Here is a 16,098-nt window from a genome sequence, read left to right as displayed (position 1 = left end):
GTGACCGGCCCCCCTCCCTCGTTCCCCCGACCGCGTCAGGACGCGGGCTGCTCCACCTTGGTGTCCGTCTTGCCGTCGACGGCGGCCGCCAGTTGCGGGACCAGCCGTTCGACGACGTACCGCAGGCCGAGGACCGTACCCATGGACAGGGCGTTGCCGTAGTCGCTGGTCTCGCTGACGTAGACCTCGCGACCCTCCTCGACCACGGTCAGGTCCTTGTAGGAGGCATCCTTGTGCAGCTTGTCGGCGTCCTTGGCGACGTCGGTGACCTGCCACACGATGGCGTCCTGGTCGAGCAGGTCGGTGCGCTCCTTGCTGATGTTGGCGCCGAACTGGTCCCCGATCACCTTGTCCAGGTCTGCGGGCAGAACGAACCCGAGGTCGGTGAGGAGGTGCGAGCGCGGATCCTGGCTGCCGAAGACGAACATGCCCTCGTACGGCGTGGCCATCACGGCGCTCTTGCCCTTGAACTCGGGGTGTTCCGCGACGGCCTTCGCGATCGTCTCCTCGGTCTCCTCGACCGCCGCGGCGGCCTCGTCCGGCTTGCCGAGCGCCTTGCCGATCGTCTCGGTCTGCTCCTGCCACGGGACGCCGTAGTCGTTGTACGCCTTCGGCTGTGCGACCACGGGCGCGAACGTGGACAGCGACTCGTACTGTTCCTTGGTGAGGCCGCCGTACACCGCGAGGATCAGGTCGGGCTTGAGGGCGGCGATCTTCTCCACCTGCGGGCCGGTGCCCGTGTCCTTGAGGACGGTCGGTGCCGCGGCGGAGCCGAGCTTGTCCTCGGCCCAGGGGCCGATGGCGCCCTTGTAGCCGCCGAGCCATTCGGTGGTGCCTACGGGGACCTTGCCGAGGGCGAGGACCGCGTCCTGGTCGGTGAGGCCGACAGTGACGATCCGCTTGGGTTCGGCCTTGATCGTGGTGCTGCCGTACTTGTGGTCGATGGAGACCGGGAAGGCGGACTCGCCGGAGGAGGTGCTCGCCTCCGCGCCGGCGTCCGACGCGCCGGAGTCCGAATCGCCGCCACCGCACGCGGTGGCGAGGAGCAGGGTGGCGGAGGCGAGCACGACGGCGAGCCGTGGCGCTCTGCGGGAGCGGAACATCAGCGGTCCTTCGGTTCGGGTTCCTGTGGAGCAATATGTGTGGGGGTCTCGGGGGCCGGCCGGGGGCCGGTGTCGCGGGCGTCCGACCAGGCCGACCAGAGAGCGGCGTAGGGGCCCCGCGCGGCGTGGAGTTCGTCGTGGGTGCCGCTCTCGACCACACGGCCGGCTTCCATGACGACGACGCGGTCGGCGGTGGCCGCCTGGCTGAGGCGGTGGGCGACGATCAGCGCGGTCCGGCCGTCCACGGCGCGGGCGACCGCCTTCTCCAGCGTGCGTGCTCCGGCACTGCCCGCCTCGGCGGTGGCCTCGTCGAGGATCACCAGGGGCGGATCGGCGAGAATCAGCCGGGCCAGCGCGAGGGCCTGGGTCCGCTCGCCGCTGAGCCGGTGGCCGCCGTCGCCGACGACCGTGGCGAGCCCGTCGGGCAGGGCCTCGGCCCAGGCCAGCGCGTCGACGCGGTCGAGCGCGGCGCGCAGTTCGTCGTCGGTGGCGTCGGGTCGGGCGAGCCGCAGGTCGTCGGCGAGAGGGCCCGCGAAGACATGGGTCTCCTGGGTGATGAGGGCGATCGTGCGGGAGGCGGCGGTGCCGAGTTCGCTGGGCGGGATCCCGCCCACCTGGACGCTGCCGGTGGTGGGCGGCTGGATGCCCGCGACGAGTCTGGCCAGGGTGGTCTTGCCGGCTCCGCTGGCGCCGACGAGGGCCACGCGCTCGCCGTGCCGGATCGTCAGGTCGATGTCGTGGAGGACGGGGTGGCCGGGCCGGTAGGCGTGGCCGAGACCTCGGACGGTGACGTCGACGCCGCCGGCCTCGACGGTGTGCGCCGGCACCGGGGGCACCGGCTCGTCCGTGACACCGACGAGCCGGGCGAGGCCCGCCGTGGCCGACTGGGCGTCGTCCAGGAGGGCGAGGGCCGCGTTGACGGGGCCGAACAGACTGTGGAAGTACAGGGCGGCGGCGGTCGCCGTACCGATGCTGGCGGAGCCGTCGCGGACCAGCCAGTAGCCGGTGACGAGGACGGCGGCGAGCCCGATGTACTCGGCGATGTGCAGCCGGCTGTAGAAGCCGAGGACGAGCCGTACGCCCCGCATGGTCAGCGCCACCACGGACCAGGACCGTTCGGTGACCCGCTCGGTGTGCTCCCGCCCCAGCCGGAACGACCGCACGGTGGAGCTGCCGCCGATGGTGTCGAGCATCTGCTGCTGCTGGGCGCCCGCGGCCACCCGCTGCTCGGCGTAGAGCGGGATGGCACGGGCGACGTACCAGCGTGCGGTGGCCACCTGTACGGGGACCGCGAGCAGCGCAGCCAGCAGGAACCGCCAGTCGAGCAGGGCCAGGGCGCCGAAGGTGAGGACGATGGTGAGCAGCGAACGACCCAGCGCGGGCAGCGCGCCCCGTACCGCGTCGGCGATGAGGGAGACGTCGGCGGTGACCCGGGCGGTCAGGTCGCCGGCGCCGGCCTTCTCGACCCGGTCCAGCGGGAGCGCCAGGGCGCGTTCGACGAAGCGTTCGCGCAGCCGGGCCAGGGTCGTCTCGCCCAGCCGGGCGATCTGCGACAGCCCGAACCCGGCGGTGACGCCCTGGGCCACGGCGACGGCCACCAGCAGGGCCGCCGTGGCCGTGATGGCGTCGGTGGAACCGCGGTCGGCGGCCAGGTCGACGATCCGGCCCAGCAGGGGCTGCACGAGCAGGCCGACGGCCGTGGAACCGACCATCACGGTGAAGGCGGACAGCGCCAGCCGCCTCTGCGGGCGCAGCAGTTCGGCGACCGCGGCCCGGGTACGGGCGGGGGTGGCGACGGGCAGCAGTTCGGGTCCGGTGCGGTCGCCGCCGCGGGGAGCGGCCTCGGCGGCGTCGGATCGCTGGGTCATGTGAGAACCGCCGTACGGTAGTCGGCGCACTCGTGGACGAGGCGCTGGTGTTCGCCGGTCGCGGTGACCCGGCCGTCGCGGAGGAGGACGGCACGGTCGGTGACGGCGAGCAGGGCCGGGCTGTTGGTCACCAGGAGCGTGGTGCGCCCGCCGCGGACGTCCCTGATCCCGGCGGCGATCCGTGTTTCCGTGACGGCGTCGACGGCGGTGGCGGGCTCGTGCACGACGAGGACCGGCGCGTCGGCGGCCAGGGCCCGGGCCAGGGCGACCCGCTGCCGCTGTCCGCCGGAGAGCGAACGGCCGCGTGCGGTGACGGCCGTGTCGACGCCATGGGGCAGCGCCCGGGCGACCTCGTCCGTGCCGGAGGCGGCCATCGCGGCCGCCACTCCCGCCGATACGGCCGCCACTCCCGCCGGTGCGGCCGCCACTCCCGCCGATACGGCCGCCACTCCCGCCGGTGCGGCCGCCACTCCCGCCGGTACGGCCGAGGCTCCCCCCGATGCGGCCGTCGCTCCCGCCGATACGGCCGTCGCTCCCGCCGATACGGCCGAGGCTCCCGCCGGTGCGGCCGTCACTCCCGCCGGTGCGGCCGAGGCTCCCGCCGGTGCGACGGCGGGGACCGCCGCCGTGACGTTCTCCAGGACCGTGCCCTCGAACAGGTCCGCGTCGTGCTCGGCGACGAGGATCGCCGCGCGTACGTCGCCCAGGCCCAGCGCGGTCAGCTCCGTGCCGTCCAGTTCCACGGCGCCCTCGTCGGGGTCGACGCGGCGGCCGAGGCAGCGCAGCAGGGCGGAGGCGTCGGCGGGGTCGGTGGTGGCGACGCCGACGGTCTCGCCGGGGGCGATGTCGAGGTCGACGCCGCGCAGGGTGCCGTACGTGAGGGCGCGGAGCGTCAGCCGTCCCTCGATGCCGCCGGCCGGGACGGCGTCGGCGGACGGTGCCTCGGACACGGCACCGGGGGCGTCCAGCACTTCCGCGATACGGGCGGCGGAGGCGCGGCCCTGCGCCAGCTCGGCGTTGACCCACGCGAACTCGCTGAGCGGGCCGACGATGAACAGGGCGAGCCCGACGGAGGAGACGAGTTCGCCGAGGCCGATGTCACCGCGTGCGGCGAGGCGTCCGCCGACGAGGGCCACCAAGGCGATGAAGGTGCCGGTGAGGATGGTGACGACGCCGTTCTGCCAGGCCTCGGCGCGGGCGGCGCGCAGGGTCGCGGCGAGGGAGTCCTGGCTGACGCGCCGGTAGCGGGCGACGGCCGCCGTCTCGGCGCCGATGCCCTTGAGGACACGCAGTCCGGCCACCAGGTCCGCGGCGACGCCGGAGGCCTGCGCGGCGCGTTCCTGTTCGGTCTCGCTGCGCCGTTCCAGGGGCTTGCTCAGCAGGTGCCCCAGCCACAGCAGCAGCGGGGTGCCGAGGAGGACGAGCAGACCCAGGGCGAGGGAGACCCGCAGCAGCGCGACCGCGCTGACCACGAGACCCGCGGTGGCCGCGAAGGCGACGATGAGGGCCATGGCGACGGCGCCGACCCGTTTGGCGTCCTCGGTGGCGATGTTCGTCAGCTCGCCCGGCAGCCGTCCCTCCTCGGCGCCGCCCTCGGGAGCGAGGACACGGCCGACGAGTTCGGTTCTGAGGTGGTGCGCTGCGGTGACGGCGGCGCGCTCACCCGCCCTCGCGCTGAAGCGGAAGCTGAAGGAGAGTCCGACGTACACGGCGGCCAGGATGGCGAGCCACAGCAGCAGTCCGGGCACGTCGCCGTCCACGACTCCGCGCTCGATGGCCAGTCCGATGAGCACCGGCACGAGGGCCTCGCCCGTCTGGTGCCCCATCCCCAGAACCGAGCCCAGCACGACGTCCCGACGCTGTCCGCCGACCGCGCGCCACAGGACGTTCCGTCCCGGTGGGTCCGCTTTTCTCACGCAACACTCCGGACCGGTTTCGCCAACACAGGATACGTACAATAAAACTTAGGTAAGGCTAACTACATTTGCCTTCCTGGGCCAGCCCTGCAACCTCTTCGAGACCTCACCGACCTCCCCCGAACGCTGGGACATTATCCGACCGACCCGTCAACTGGCAGGCGGACTACGGCACTTCACCGATACGAGACTTCACCGGGCGACCGCCCCGACCGGAAGGACCTGTACGTGCTCAGCACCAGGATCACCAACGCCCGCATCGTCACGATGGACCCGGACCGTCCGGCCGCCCGGGAACTCGGGATCTGGCGGGGGCGCGTCGTCGGCCTGGACGAGGACGTGGCAGGGCTGCCGGCGCGGCGGACGCTGGACCTGGGCGGCGCCACGGTTCTCCCGGGCTTCATCGACGCCCATGTGCACCTGGCGTGGGCGGGCCTGAAGGCCGGGGCGCCCAGTGTCGCGCCGAGCCGACACGCCGACGACGTGCTCCGCGTGGTGGCGGAGGCGGTGGCGCAGGCCCCCGTAGGCGGCTGGGTGGACTTCGGCGGCTACGACCAGCGCACCCTCGACCGCCCGCTCACGGCGAGCGACCTCGACGCCGTAAGCGCCGGGCGCAAGGTGTATCTGGGCCATCTCTCCGGGCACGCCTGTCTGGTCAACTCGGCGGTGCTGAGCGGCCTGTCCGCGGAGGTCGCCCGGCCGGACGGTTTCCTCGCGGAGGGCGCCATGGGGGCCGCGCTGCAGTCCCGGCCGCCGCACACGCTCACCGCGCTGGCCTCGGCGATCGAGCACGCCGCGCGCGTCTGCCGGTCCGAGGGCATCACGGGGTGCGCCGAGGCGGGGGTCGGGGCCCGGCTCTTCGGGCACAGCCCCGTCGAGGGCGCCGCGTACCAGCTCGCCCACGAGCGGGGCCGGCTGCCGGTGCGGGTACAGCTGATGGTGGCCGCCGACGCGCTGCGCCCGGTCGGCGCGGCCGCCGGGGACACCACGAGCCGGGCGATCGACCTCGGTCTGCGTACGGGCTTCGGGGAGGGCGCGCTCTCCCTCGGCGCGCTCAAGATCTTCACCGACGGCGGCATGATGGCCCGTACGGCGGCCCTCACCAGCCCCTACCTGGGCACCGACGGCTCCGGTCAGCTCATGCACGAGCCCGAGGTCCTGGAGAACACGATCGTCGAGGGTCACCTCGCCGGCTGGCAGCTGGCCGTGCACGCGATCGGTGACAGGGCCCTCGATGTCGCCCTGGACGCGCTGGAGAAGGCCCAGCAGCTGAGCCCCCGCCCGGAGGCACGCCATCGCGTCGAGCACGCGGGCCTGGTCCGCCCCGACCAGCTCCCCCGGCTGGCCGCGCTCGGCGTCACCGTCGTCATCCAGCCGAGCTTCCTGCGCTACTACGGCGACGACTACGCCACGATCATGGGCGAGGACCGGGCCGGCTGGCTGTACCGGGGCCGGGGCTTCCTCGACCACGGCGTCCGGGTCGCCGGCAGTTCGGACCGCCCGGTGGCGAACGGCGCCCCGCTGCGGGCGATCCAGTTCATGGCGGAGCGGGCCTCGGAGTCCGGCCGCCTCATCGGAGCCGACGAGGCGATCACCGTCGAGGAGGCCCTGCGCGCGTACACCACCGAGGCCGCGCGCTCCTGCCACTGGGAGACCGACGCCGGCAGCCTCACCCCCGGCAAGCGGGCCGACCTCGTGGTGCTGGGCGACGATCCGCGCCGGGTTGACGTGTCACGCATCGGGGAGATCGAGGTGGTGCGGACGTTCGTCGAGGGCGAGGACGAGTTCTGACGTCTACGAGTACGGCGTCGGGTGCGAGGCCGTCTTCTGGCGCAAGACCTGAGGCAGGGGCGTCAGTTCGTTGCGCGGCGGGCCGTCAGTTTCGGTGCGCCGCGGGCCGGGATCGTGCGGAGGAAGTCCGCCGAGGGCACGAAGAACATGGTCCCGGTCACGGCACGGGAGAAGTCCAGGATCGGGTCGTGACCGGTCGGCTGGTCGCCGATGAACATCTTCCGCAGCATGGCCTCGGGCACCTCGGGGTCGCGGGCGTAAGCGATGAAGTACGTGCCGAACTCGCCCTGCCCTGGCCTGCCGAAGGGCATGGCGGCGCGCAGTATGCGCTGCTCGGTGCCGTCCGCGCCGAGGATGGTGTTGACGTCGACGTGCGAGCCCTCCACGTCAAGTTCGAGGTTGGTCAGCTTGGTCCGGCCGATGACCTTCTCCTGCGCCTCGACGGCGAGTTCCTCCCAGGAGTCCACGTCGTGCAGGTACTTCTGCACGAGCACATAACTGCCGCCGCGGAAGTCGGGGTCCTCGTCACCGACCAGGACCGCCTCGGCGGCGACGCGCCCGACCGGGTTCTCGGTGCCGTCGACGAAGCCGAGGAGGTTGCGGGAGTCGAAGTACGCGAAGGCCTGGACCTCGTCCTCCAGGGTGGCCGCGCCGCGCAGTTGCCGCATGATCTCGGCGGCCAGCGCGAAGCACAGGTCCACGCGCGTCGCCCGGATGTGGAAGAGCAGGTCGCCCGGCGTGGACACGGCCCGGTGCCGGGGGCCGTCCAGCTCCCGGAAGGGGTGCAGGGCGGCGGGCCGGGGGGAGCCGAAGAGCCGGTCCCATGCCTCCGCGCCGATCCCGGCCACGCAGCCCAGGGCGCCTTCGGGGCTGGAGAAGCCCACCGCCCTCTCCAGCCCGGCGAGTTGGGCCAGCACCCCGCGGGCCGTCGACTCGCCGCCCGGGGCGACGGTGACGACCAGAAAGACCGCGGCGGGTGTCAGCGGGCTCAGCAGCGGCTGCGACAGAACGTCCTCGGGCACGACCGGCAGCACCATGGCTCCCCTTTCACGCACCACACGTGCGCACCACGCGTGGACCACATTCACTCAGGACGGCACGGGTGGGCCCGGTGCCGCCGACCCACACGACTCCGTCGTCGCGCATCGCATGCCCCGGGCACGTTCCGCCCCCCTCACCATGCCCGGTCGGGACGAGGACGATACCCGCCGCTGCCCACTCCCCCGCAAACAATGATGAACAACACAACCTCGCAGGTCACACGGCCGAAGAACGCCGCTCATGGGCCCGGACGCCGCCCGAACCTCCCCACGGGTGACGGCCCTTGGGCCACCACCGCACCTCGCCGATTGCCGTATACGCAACGGCCCTGACGCCCAATACTGTGCGCAGACGTCACCAGGGGGGCACTGATGAAGTGGTTTCGGCGCGACCGTGCGCAACAACGGGCCGATGTGGTGCCACTGTCCGGAGTCGGCAAGAGCGACGAGCCACCTCGGCAGGCGCCCCCACTGCTCACCGCGGGCGGCCCGGCACTCCAGCGGATCGGCGGAGACGGCGACAAGGTCACCCAGCTGACCACCGGGACGGGGCCGGTCATCCTCGACGTCACGCACACGGGGACCGGGCACTTCGTCGTGGACGCCCTGGACGGGAGGCTGCACTCCCAGAGCCAACTCGTCTACACCGACGGACCCTTCTCGTGCCGTGCCCTGGTGAACGCCGACGACCGGCCGGTGCGGGCGCTCCGCGTACAGGCGGACGGACCGTGGACGGTCGACGTGAGCCCGGTGTCGAGTGCGCTGGCCTGCGAGGGCCACACGCGGCGCCCCGCCTCGGACGTACTGCGTCACACCGGCGGCCCCGGGATCGCGACCCTCCGGTACGAGGGCGATCCGCGGTCCGACGACGGTGGCTACTTCCTCGTCGAGACCTTCGAACCGGACGGCACCGGCTTCCTCGACGAGCTGGCCAACCACGTCGGCCCCTGGCACGGCGAAACCCCCCTCACCGGCCCCTGTCTCATCTACGCCCGCTCCGACGGACCGTGGTCCATCACCGTCCAGCCCCTGCCTTCTCCTGCCGCGCCGTAGGCGTGGGCCGCACCTCGGGCTCGGCCGGTCACCGACCCCACGACGTAAACGGATCACCCTCTTCCACTTCTGCCGGGTCGCCCTGAGGACTTCCTGTGACCGGAGTGAGCCCGGGGAAAGTCGGACCGTACGCGGAGGGGGAACGGCACACCTGACCGCTGTGCCCGTACCGGCGGTCGGAGCGCTCCCGTCGCGCGGGAGGCCGAACTCGCCCGAGGACGCGGCCCTGCGCCAACTGGACGTGGCCGGGGCGGCCGTCCGCCGCGGGGCGCTACTCGCGCAGGAGCGGGTGGCCGACCTGCGCACCGAACCGTCCGGGTCCGAGAGCGACCCTGGCCGCGCACCCGCTCACACTGCTCAGCGACCGCGAACGCGAGACAGCCGAACTCGCCACGGAGGGGCTGCGCACCCGCGACATCGCCGAGCGGCTCTTACTCAGCCCACGCACGGTGGAGACCCTCCTGTTCCGCGTCTACCGCAAACTCGGCCGTCTCGTCCCGCCTCACCCTGTCCGCGCTCCTCAGCCGCACCGGCCGGCTGCGAGAAGCCCGCTCACGCTCCCGGCCCCTCCCCCTCCCCCTGTGCGCGCTACGCGGCGGAGGCCGGTGCCTCCACCGCGTTCGGCTCCTGCTCCGCGGGGTCGGACTCGGAGGCGGTGACCCGTGCGGCGGGGATGAACACGGCGACCGCGGCGGCGACCAGCGCGGCGCCGCAACCGATCATCAGGCCCGTGCGGAAGCCGTCCTCCGAGGGCAGGCTGACGCCGCCGAGCGTGGTGGTCATCTGGGCGAGCACCACGCCGACCACGGCGGCGGCGGTGGAGGTGCCCAGGGCGCGCATCAGCGTGTTGAAGCTGTTGGCGGAGGCGGTCTCGGACAGCGGCACCGTGCTCATGATCAGCGCCGGCATGGCGCCGTACGCGAGGCCGACACCGGAGCTGACGACGAGGGAGACGATCAGCAGACCCCAGGTGGAGCCCATCAGCGCGAGCGACAGACCGTAGCCGGTGCCGATCACCAGGGAGCCCGTGACCAGCGTGAACTTGGGGCCGCGGGCATTGGTGAGCTTTCCGCCGAGCGGGGAGAGCGCCATCATCATCAGGCCGGCCGGGGCCATCCACAGCGCCATGGCCAGCATCGACTGGCCCAGACCGTAGCCGGTGGCCTCAGGCAACCTCAGGAGCTGCGGAGTGATCAGCGACTGCGCGTACATGCCGAAACCGACGAGGACCGAGGCGACGTTGGTGAGCAGCACGCGCGGGTGGGCGGTGGTGCGCAGGTCGACCAGTGGCTCGCGGGTGCGCAGCTCCCAGAAGCCCCAGGACAGCAGGAGCACGGCGGCGCCGGTGAACAGGCCGAGCGTGGTCGCCGAACCCCAGCCCCAGTCCGCGCCCTTGGACACCGCGAGCAGCAGGCACACCACACCGCCGCCGAGGCCGAAGGCGCCGACGAAGTCGAAGCGCTGTCCCTTGGCTCCGGCCGGGGTCTCGGGGACGAGGAACCAGATCATGGTGGTGACCGCGACGGCCAGGCCGGCGGCGCCCCAGAACAGCACCCGCCAGCTGGCGTACTGGGCCACCGCGGCGGCGATCGGCAGGCCGAGGCCGGCGCCGATGCCCAGGGAGGCGCTGACCAGGGCGATGGAGCCGCTCAGCTTCTCCGGCGCAATGACGTCACGCAGCAGACTGATGCCGAGCGGGACCACGCCCATGCCGATGCCCTGCAGCCCCCGGCCCACGATCATCGGCACGACGGTCGAGGACAGCGCGCACACCACCGAGCCGGTGATCAGCGGGGCACAGCAGACCAGGAGCATGCGCCGCTTGCCGTAGAGGTCGCCGAGGCGTCCGCCGATCGGGCCGAAGACCGCTCCCGTCAGCAGCGTCGCGGTGATCACCCAGGAGGCGTTCGCCGCGCTGGTGTCGAGGATCGTGGGCAGCTCGGTGAGCAGCGGTGTCACCAGTGTCTGCATGATCGCCGCGACGATGCCGGCGAGCGCCAGCGTCGCGATGACACCTCCCGAACGGGTGGCGGGCGGGGGGTTGGCCGTCAAGGGGATTCCTCCGTGCGATGAACCGGTGACAGGGCATACGTCATGCACCTGGCGTGCAGCATACCTGCATCATGCATGACACACCTCTCGTGCATGATGCACATCCCGGGTACGCTGCCTGGCCCGGCGGGGGCTGTCCGTCGGGATGGAAAGATCGCCCTGGCGGTATCCGCAACGAGGAGGTAGGCGACCGTGGAAGAGCCGACGCGCCGGGTCGAGTACGAGAACATGCTGCTCGGGCGTTACCAGCATCTGAGCCAGAGCAAGGGGCGCCGCAAGGACTCCACGCTGGAGCGCAGCGCGTACATCCTCCTCAGCCGCATCCGTGTCGAGGGGCCGATGTCCATCAGCGAGCTGAGCGACGCCTTCGGACTGGACGCCTCCACCCTGCGCCGGCAGACCGCCGCCACCCTGCGGGCCGGGCTGGTCGAGCACACCCTCGACCCGGAGGGCGGCGTGGCGCGCAAGTTCCGTATCACCGAGGAGGGCGAGCGGCGGCTGGACGAGGAGCGGGAGGGCAACGTCCGCAGCCTCGCCATGGTGCTGGAAGGCTGGTCCGAGGACGACATCGCCGGGTTCGCCGACTATCTCGAGCGCTTCAACACCAGCATCGAGCGGCTGCACGGCAAGACGTGGCCGCGCCCGTAGCCGGTGTCTGAGGGCCGGGTAGCCTCGGGGGCATGCGGATCTCCGTCTCCTCGGACATGGACGAGCCCGTCGCCCGCCTCCTCCTCGCGGAGTTGCGCGGCCGGGGCCACGAAGTGCTGACCCATGGCGCGCTGCGCGCCGGGGACGACCCCCGGTGGGCCGTCTGCTCGGAGGCGGCGGCGAGCGAGGTCGCCTCCGGTGTGTCGGACCAGGCCGTCGTGTGCTGCTGGACGGGCACCGGCGCGTCGATCGCCGCGAACAAGGTGCCCGGGGTGCGGGCCGCTCTGTGCACGGACGCGTACACGGCCGACGGTGCCCGCCGCTGGAACGACGCCAACGTCCTGGCGATCGGGCTGCGGCTGACCTCCGAGCCGCTGCTCAAGGAGATCCTCGACGCCTGGTTCGCCGCCGAGGCCAGCCAGGACGCCGACGACCGGGAGAACGTGGCCCGTGTCCAGCGGCTCGATGTCAGTCGGGGTACCGGCCGGGCCGGATGAAGACGGGTCCGGCCCACGGCGGCGGTTCCGGCGGGGCTTCGGGCGGTCCGGGTGTCTTCGGTGCGACGGCCCGGGTCGGCGCGTGTCCCGGCGGGAAGCCGCGCGTCATTTCGGCGGCCCTGAGCGCGGCCACGAAGGACAGGCACGAGTCGTACCGGTCGTCCGGGGACTTGGCCAGCGCAGTCGCCATGACCTGATCCACGCCCGGCGGCAGATCGGGCCGCCCGCCGGTCAGCGGAGGCGGCTCGTCGTACTGATGGGCCCACAACAGGGCCATGTCGTCGTCCCGTTGGAAGGGCGGCCGGCCCGCAAGGGTCTCGTGGACGACGCAGGCGAGGCTGTAGACGTCGCAGCGGCCGTCGACGGGCTTGCCCGAGATCTGCTCCGGCGCCACGTAGTCGAGCGTCCCCACGAACTGGCCGACGCTGGTGAAGCCCGTCAGGGACAGCGACTTCTTCGTCAGACCGAAGTCGGTGAGATAGACGTGCTCGGGGTGGTCACTGTCGGTGCCCTGGGCGACCAGGATGTTGCCGGGCTTCACGTCCCGGTGCACCAGACCGTGGTCGTGCGCCGCGTCGAGCGCGGAGGCGACCTGGGCGGCGATCCGGGTGGCGGTCGTGACCGGCAACGGGCCCTCCCGGTCCAGGAGATGCCGCAGATCGCTGCCGGCTACGTACCGCATCGCGATGTAGAGGACACCGTCCGTCTCTCCCGCCTCGAAGACCGGCACGATGTGCGGATGGTCGATCGCGGCTGCCACCCGTGACTCGTGTGTGAAGCGGCGCCGGAACGTGTCGTTGCGGGCCAGTTCCGGGGCGAGCAGCTTCAGCGCGACCGTCCGTTCCAGGCGCAGATCCATGGCCTGGTAGACGACGGCCATGCCACCGCGGCCGATCTCGCGTTCGATGCGGTAGCTCGCGATCTGCCGACCGACCAGCTCGGAGGGACGCCCCGCGTACGGCTGCGTCTCACTCATCGCGGGTCACCGGTGGGACCAGGCGCGTGGGTGCGTGATCGGTCGGCCCGCGCTCCGCCGGTCGCGGAGCGGCCGGCCGGTGGCCCGCCGGTCCGCGTTCGGGTTCGCCTACGACCCTCGTCGGCTCCGGATCCGGGGCGGCGGCCGGTGGAACCTGCGGAGCAGCCGGTGGAACCTGCGGAGCGGCCGGGGTCTCGTGCGGTTTCTCCCCGACGGCGAACGTGCTCAGCCGTGCCCCGTCGCAGTACACCCACCGCTCGTGAGCGGCGTCGAACAGCCACAGCGACTCGCCGTCGACGACCACGCCGATCCGCAGCCCCTTCGTACGCCGGCGGAAGGACTCCCCGTCGCGATGTCCGGCGGCCAGGGCCTCCGCCTCGGTGCGGTAGCGCGTCAGGGCCTCCTCGACGCGGGCCAGCAGGGGGCGCGGGTCGGCCGTACGGGCGGGAGCGGTACCGGCGGCGGGCGGGTCCTGGGGTACGGCGACGAGGAGGCGGCCGTCGACCCAGGCGGACCAGCCGTTGGCGCACAGGACGCGGCCCCAGTCGCCGCGCCGTTCCAGGAGCTGGACGGGCAGCAGCGCGTCGAGGGCCACGGTGGGGTGGGACGGGTCGGGGGTCTCCCAGGCGGGCAGTCCGCCCGGCGGGACGACGTGGGTGGGGAGGAAGCCCGGGGTCGTCATCGCGGCTACTTCCGCATCACCGCGGGTTCGCGGCGGCGCAACAGCCGGACGACGAGCCAGCCGCAGAGCAGCGAGAGGACGACGAGCATCCCCATGTCGAGCAGCCACACGCCCGCAGAGTGCTCGAACAGCGGGTCCGTCGTGTCGGGGACGATCCGTTCGAGGTCGATCGTGCCGGCCATCGCGGCGAACGCCCACCGCGACGGCACCAGCCACGCCAGTTGTTCGAGGACGATCGTGCCCTTCACGTCCAGCAGCGCGCCGCAGAACACGACCTGGACGATCGCGAGGAGCACCAGCAGCGGCATGGTGACCTCCTCCTTGCGGACCAGGGCGGAGACGAGCAGGCCGAGCATCATCGCGGTGAACGCGAGCAGCGCCACGGCGACCGTGATCTCGACCAGGGGCGGCATCAACACACCTTCGCCGCCGGGGGCGTTGAGGTCGACGCCGAGCAGGGCGACCAGGGTGAGGACGACCGCCTGGAGGACGGTGACGGTACCGAGGACGACGACCTTGGACATCAGATACGCGGATCTGGACAGGCCCACCGCCCGTTCGCGCTGGTAGATCACCCGTTCCTTGACCAGTTCGCGCACGGCGTTCGCCGCGCCCGTCAGCACCCCGCCCACGCACAGGATGAGCAGCGCGTTCATGGCGGTCTCCCGGTCCAGCGTGCTCCCCGCGAGCGCCCTCGCCATCGCGCCCATCACGAACGGCAGCGCGATCATGATGGCGAGGAAGGTGCGGTCGGCGCCGAGCGCGGCCGCGTACCGGCGGACGAGCGTGCCCAGCTGGGCACCCCAGCTCTGCGGTTTTGCCGGCGGCGCCACGGCGACCGGCTCCAGGTCGGGCAGATACGGCTGGCCCATGGAGGCGGTGACGTACTGGCGGTGGAAGGGCGAGTCGCCGTACTCCCCCGCCCAGTCCCGATCCTGGTCCCGTTCGAAGGCCTCGAACGCCTCCGGCCACTGCTCGAAACCGAAGAAGGCGAGGGTGTCGTCCGGGGGCCCGTAGTAGGCGACCTTGCCGCCGGGCGCCAGGACGAGGAGCCGGTCGCAGACGTCGAGGCTGAGGACGCTGTGGGTGACGACGATGACGGTGCGGCCGTCGTCGGCGAGGCCGCGCAGCATGTGCATCACCGAGCGGTCCATGCCCGGGTCTAGACCGGAGGTCGGTTCGTCCAGGAACAGCAGGGAGGGCTTCGTCAGCAGTTCCAGGGCGACACTGACCCGCTTGCGCTGGCCGCCGGAGAGGCTGTGGATGGGCTGGCCGGCGCGCTGTTCGAGGCCCAGTTCGCGGATGACCTCGTCGACCCGTTCCTGCCGCTCGGCCTTCGCGGTGTCCTGCGGGAAGCGGAGTTCGGCGGCGTAGGTGAGGGCCCTGCGGACGGTCAGTTGGGCGTGCAGGATGTCGTCCTGCGGGACCAGACCGATGCGCTGGCGCAGTTCGGCGTAGTCGCGGTAGAGGTCGCGGCCGTCGTAGAGGACCGTGCCGCTGTCGGCGGGGCGCTGCCCGGTCAGGGCGTTCAGCAGGGTGGACTTGCCGGCGCCGCTCGGACCGACGACGGCGAGGAGGCATTTCTCGCCGACCGGAAACGAGACCTTGTCCAGGAGCGTCTTCCGGCCGCGGTCGACGGCGACGGTGAGTTCCTGGACGTCGAGGGAGACCTCGCCGGTGTCGACGTACTCCTGGAGTTCGTCGCCGACCAGGCAGAAGGCGGAGTGTCCGATGCCGACGATGTCACCGGGAGTGACCGGAGCCTGATCGACGGGCGTGCCGTTGAGGAAGGTGCCGTTGTGGCTCCCGAGGTCGACGATCTCGTACGTGCCCTCCGGCCGCGCCCGCAGCTCGGCATGCCGACGGGAGACGACGAGGTCGTCGATGACCAGGTCGTTGTCGGCGGCGCGGCCGATGCGGACGGTCCGCTCGGGCAGCGGGCGGACGCTGGTGGGCTGCCGGAAGGTGCCGGTGGAGGCGGGGTGGAAGATGCCGGAGGGGCGCTCGGGGGCGAGGCCGGTGAGCACCGCGCGGGGGCCGTCGGGGAGGCTGCCGAAGTGGATGACGGTGCCGGGGCCGACGTCCCACTCGTGGACGCGGTGGCCGTTGGCGTACGTGCCGTTGGTGCTGTTCTCGTCCTCGACCGTCCAGTGCCCGGCGTCGGCCCGCAGCACCGCGTGGTGCCACGAGACCCGGTCGTCGTCGAGGACGACGTCGCTGCGCGGGTCGCGTCCCACGTGGTACGCGTGGTTCGGGGTCATGACCGTGGAGCCCGACTCGGTTTCCAGCACGAGTTCGGGCGCAGTCGGTGCGATCGACCGCTCTGCCATGCACAAAATTCTACCGATAGGCCCGGATATGCGCCCGACCGCCTCAGCGAGGACCGACGGACCGTGGCGATCCCGGCCCCGGCGGTCGGGCCCCGGCGGTCGGGCGCGAAGGTCGGGCGCGAACGTCGGGCGCGAACGTCGG

At 72.4% G+C, this 16,098-nt stretch carries 13 protein-coding genes; 5 read left to right on the top strand and 8 right to left on the bottom strand.

Annotated features, from left to right (window positions below):
* Positions 1-35: 35 nt before the first annotated feature.
* From ACFU53_RS29450 to ACFU53_RS29440, 3 genes are read right to left on the bottom strand one after another with little or no spacing between them, the layout of a single operon-like run.
* A complete protein-coding gene (locus ACFU53_RS29450; protein WP_383998808.1) occupies positions 36-1,103 on the bottom strand; it encodes an iron-siderophore ABC transporter substrate-binding protein in 1,068 nt (355 codons plus the stop codon).
* Positions 1,103-2,971 (bottom strand): ABC transporter ATP-binding protein, encoded by a 1,869-nt coding sequence (locus tag ACFU53_RS29445; RefSeq protein WP_383998805.1) that lies wholly within the window; start codon positions 2,969-2,971, stop codon positions 1,103-1,105. Before ACFU53_RS29445 ends, ACFU53_RS29450 begins: the two co-directional genes overlap by 1 nt.
* Complete coding sequence (locus ACFU53_RS29440) at positions 2,968-4,887, bottom strand: ABC transporter transmembrane domain-containing protein (RefSeq protein WP_383998802.1); 1,920 nt, start codon at positions 4,885-4,887, stop codon at positions 2,968-2,970. Before ACFU53_RS29440 ends, ACFU53_RS29445 begins: the two co-directional genes overlap by 4 nt.
* 228 nt (positions 4,888-5,115) lie before the next feature.
* Here ACFU53_RS29440 and ACFU53_RS29435 point away from each other — a divergent pair, with 228 nt between their 5' ends.
* Positions 5,116-6,678: an amidohydrolase gene (locus tag ACFU53_RS29435; RefSeq protein WP_383998799.1), complete on the top strand. Its 1,563-nt coding sequence runs from the start codon at positions 5,116-5,118 to the stop codon at positions 6,676-6,678.
* A 62-nt stretch (positions 6,679-6,740) separates the two neighbouring features.
* On the opposite strand, the gene ACFU53_RS29430 is transcribed toward ACFU53_RS29435, so the two are convergent.
* On the bottom strand, positions 6,741-7,715 hold the full coding sequence (locus tag ACFU53_RS29430; RefSeq protein WP_383998796.1) for a Dyp-type peroxidase: 975 nt from the start codon (positions 7,713-7,715) through the stop codon (positions 6,741-6,743).
* 375 nt (positions 7,716-8,090) lie between these two features.
* On the opposite strand from ACFU53_RS29430, the gene ACFU53_RS29425 reads away from it, so the two are divergent.
* Together ACFU53_RS29425 and ACFU53_RS29420 are read left to right on the top strand one after the other, a co-directional pair.
* Positions 8,091-8,771 carry a hypothetical protein gene (locus ACFU53_RS29425; protein ID WP_383998793.1) on the top strand — a complete coding sequence of 227 codons (681 nt, stop codon included), beginning with the start codon at positions 8,091-8,093 and terminating at the stop codon, positions 8,769-8,771.
* Positions 8,772-8,929: 158 nt separating this feature from the next.
* On the top strand, positions 8,930-9,430 hold the full coding sequence (locus tag ACFU53_RS29420) for a response regulator transcription factor (protein ID WP_383998811.1): 501 nt from the start codon (positions 8,930-8,932) through the stop codon (positions 9,428-9,430).
* Here the strand turns inward: ACFU53_RS29420 and ACFU53_RS29415 are convergent.
* Positions 9,360-10,823, bottom strand: coding sequence for an MFS transporter (locus tag ACFU53_RS29415; RefSeq protein ID WP_383998790.1), 1,464 nt, complete (start codon positions 10,821-10,823; stop codon positions 9,360-9,362). The two genes, ACFU53_RS29420 and ACFU53_RS29415, sit on opposite strands and share 71 nt — an antisense overlap.
* Before the next feature lie 192 nt (positions 10,824-11,015).
* Between ACFU53_RS29415 and ACFU53_RS29410 the strand changes: the two genes are divergently transcribed.
* Complete coding sequence (locus ACFU53_RS29410; RefSeq protein WP_383998787.1) at positions 11,016-11,471, top strand: MarR family winged helix-turn-helix transcriptional regulator; 456 nt, start codon at positions 11,016-11,018, stop codon at positions 11,469-11,471.
* Positions 11,472-11,503: 32 nt separating this feature from the next.
* Positions 11,504-11,968, top strand: a complete 465-nt coding sequence (locus tag ACFU53_RS29405; RefSeq protein ID WP_383998784.1) for an RpiB/LacA/LacB family sugar-phosphate isomerase — start codon at positions 11,504-11,506, stop codon at positions 11,966-11,968.
* Here the strand turns inward: ACFU53_RS29405 and ACFU53_RS29400 are convergent.
* The 3 genes from ACFU53_RS29400 to ACFU53_RS29390 are packed head-to-tail and all read right to left on the bottom strand — an operon-like array spanning position 11,940 to position 15,956.
* Positions 11,940-12,944, bottom strand: a complete 1,005-nt coding sequence (locus ACFU53_RS29400; RefSeq protein ID WP_383998782.1) for a serine/threonine-protein kinase — start codon at positions 12,942-12,944, stop codon at positions 11,940-11,942. The two genes, ACFU53_RS29405 and ACFU53_RS29400, sit on opposite strands and share 29 nt — an antisense overlap.
* Positions 12,937-13,626, bottom strand: coding sequence for a hypothetical protein (locus ACFU53_RS29395; protein WP_383998779.1), 690 nt, complete (start codon positions 13,624-13,626; stop codon positions 12,937-12,939). The genes ACFU53_RS29400 and ACFU53_RS29395 overlap by 8 nt, the downstream gene beginning before the upstream one ends.
* A gap of 5 nt (positions 13,627-13,631) precedes the next feature.
* Positions 13,632-15,956 (bottom strand): FHA domain-containing protein, encoded by a 2,325-nt coding sequence (locus tag ACFU53_RS29390; RefSeq protein WP_383998776.1) that lies wholly within the window; start codon positions 15,954-15,956, stop codon positions 13,632-13,634.
* Between the last annotated feature and the right edge of the window lie 142 nt (positions 15,957-16,098).

The sequence above is a fragment of the Streptomyces sp. NPDC057474 genome (assembly GCF_042802555.1).
Taxonomy (GTDB): Bacteria; Actinomycetota; Actinomycetes; order Streptomycetales; family Streptomycetaceae; genus Streptomyces.
The sequence above is the reverse complement of the archived record's forward strand: the minus strand, read 5'-3'. Positions and strand labels throughout refer to the sequence as shown.

Coding starts and splice junctions, on each gene's coding strand:
- ACFU53_RS29390 (WP_383998776.1), bottom strand. CDS start 15,956: ATGGCAGAGCGGTCGATCGCACCGACTGCGCCCGAACTCGTGCTGGAA.
- ACFU53_RS29445 (WP_383998805.1), bottom strand. CDS start 2,971: ATGACCCAGCGATCCGACGCCGCCGAGGCCGCTCCCCGCGGCGGCGAC.
- ACFU53_RS29430 (WP_383998796.1), bottom strand. CDS start 7,715: ATGGTGCTGCCGGTCGTGCCCGAGGACGTTCTGTCGCAGCCGCTGCTG.
- ACFU53_RS29395 (WP_383998779.1), bottom strand. CDS start 13,626: ATGACGACCCCGGGCTTCCTCCCCACCCACGTCGTCCCGCCGGGCGGA.
- ACFU53_RS29425 (WP_383998793.1), top strand. CDS start 8,091: ATGAAGTGGTTTCGGCGCGACCGTGCGCAACAACGGGCCGATGTGGTG.
- ACFU53_RS29450 (WP_383998808.1), bottom strand. CDS start 1,103: ATGTTCCGCTCCCGCAGAGCGCCACGGCTCGCCGTCGTGCTCGCCTCC.
- ACFU53_RS29400 (WP_383998782.1), bottom strand. CDS start 12,944: ATGAGTGAGACGCAGCCGTACGCGGGGCGTCCCTCCGAGCTGGTCGGT.
- ACFU53_RS29405 (WP_383998784.1), top strand. CDS start 11,504: ATGCGGATCTCCGTCTCCTCGGACATGGACGAGCCCGTCGCCCGCCTC.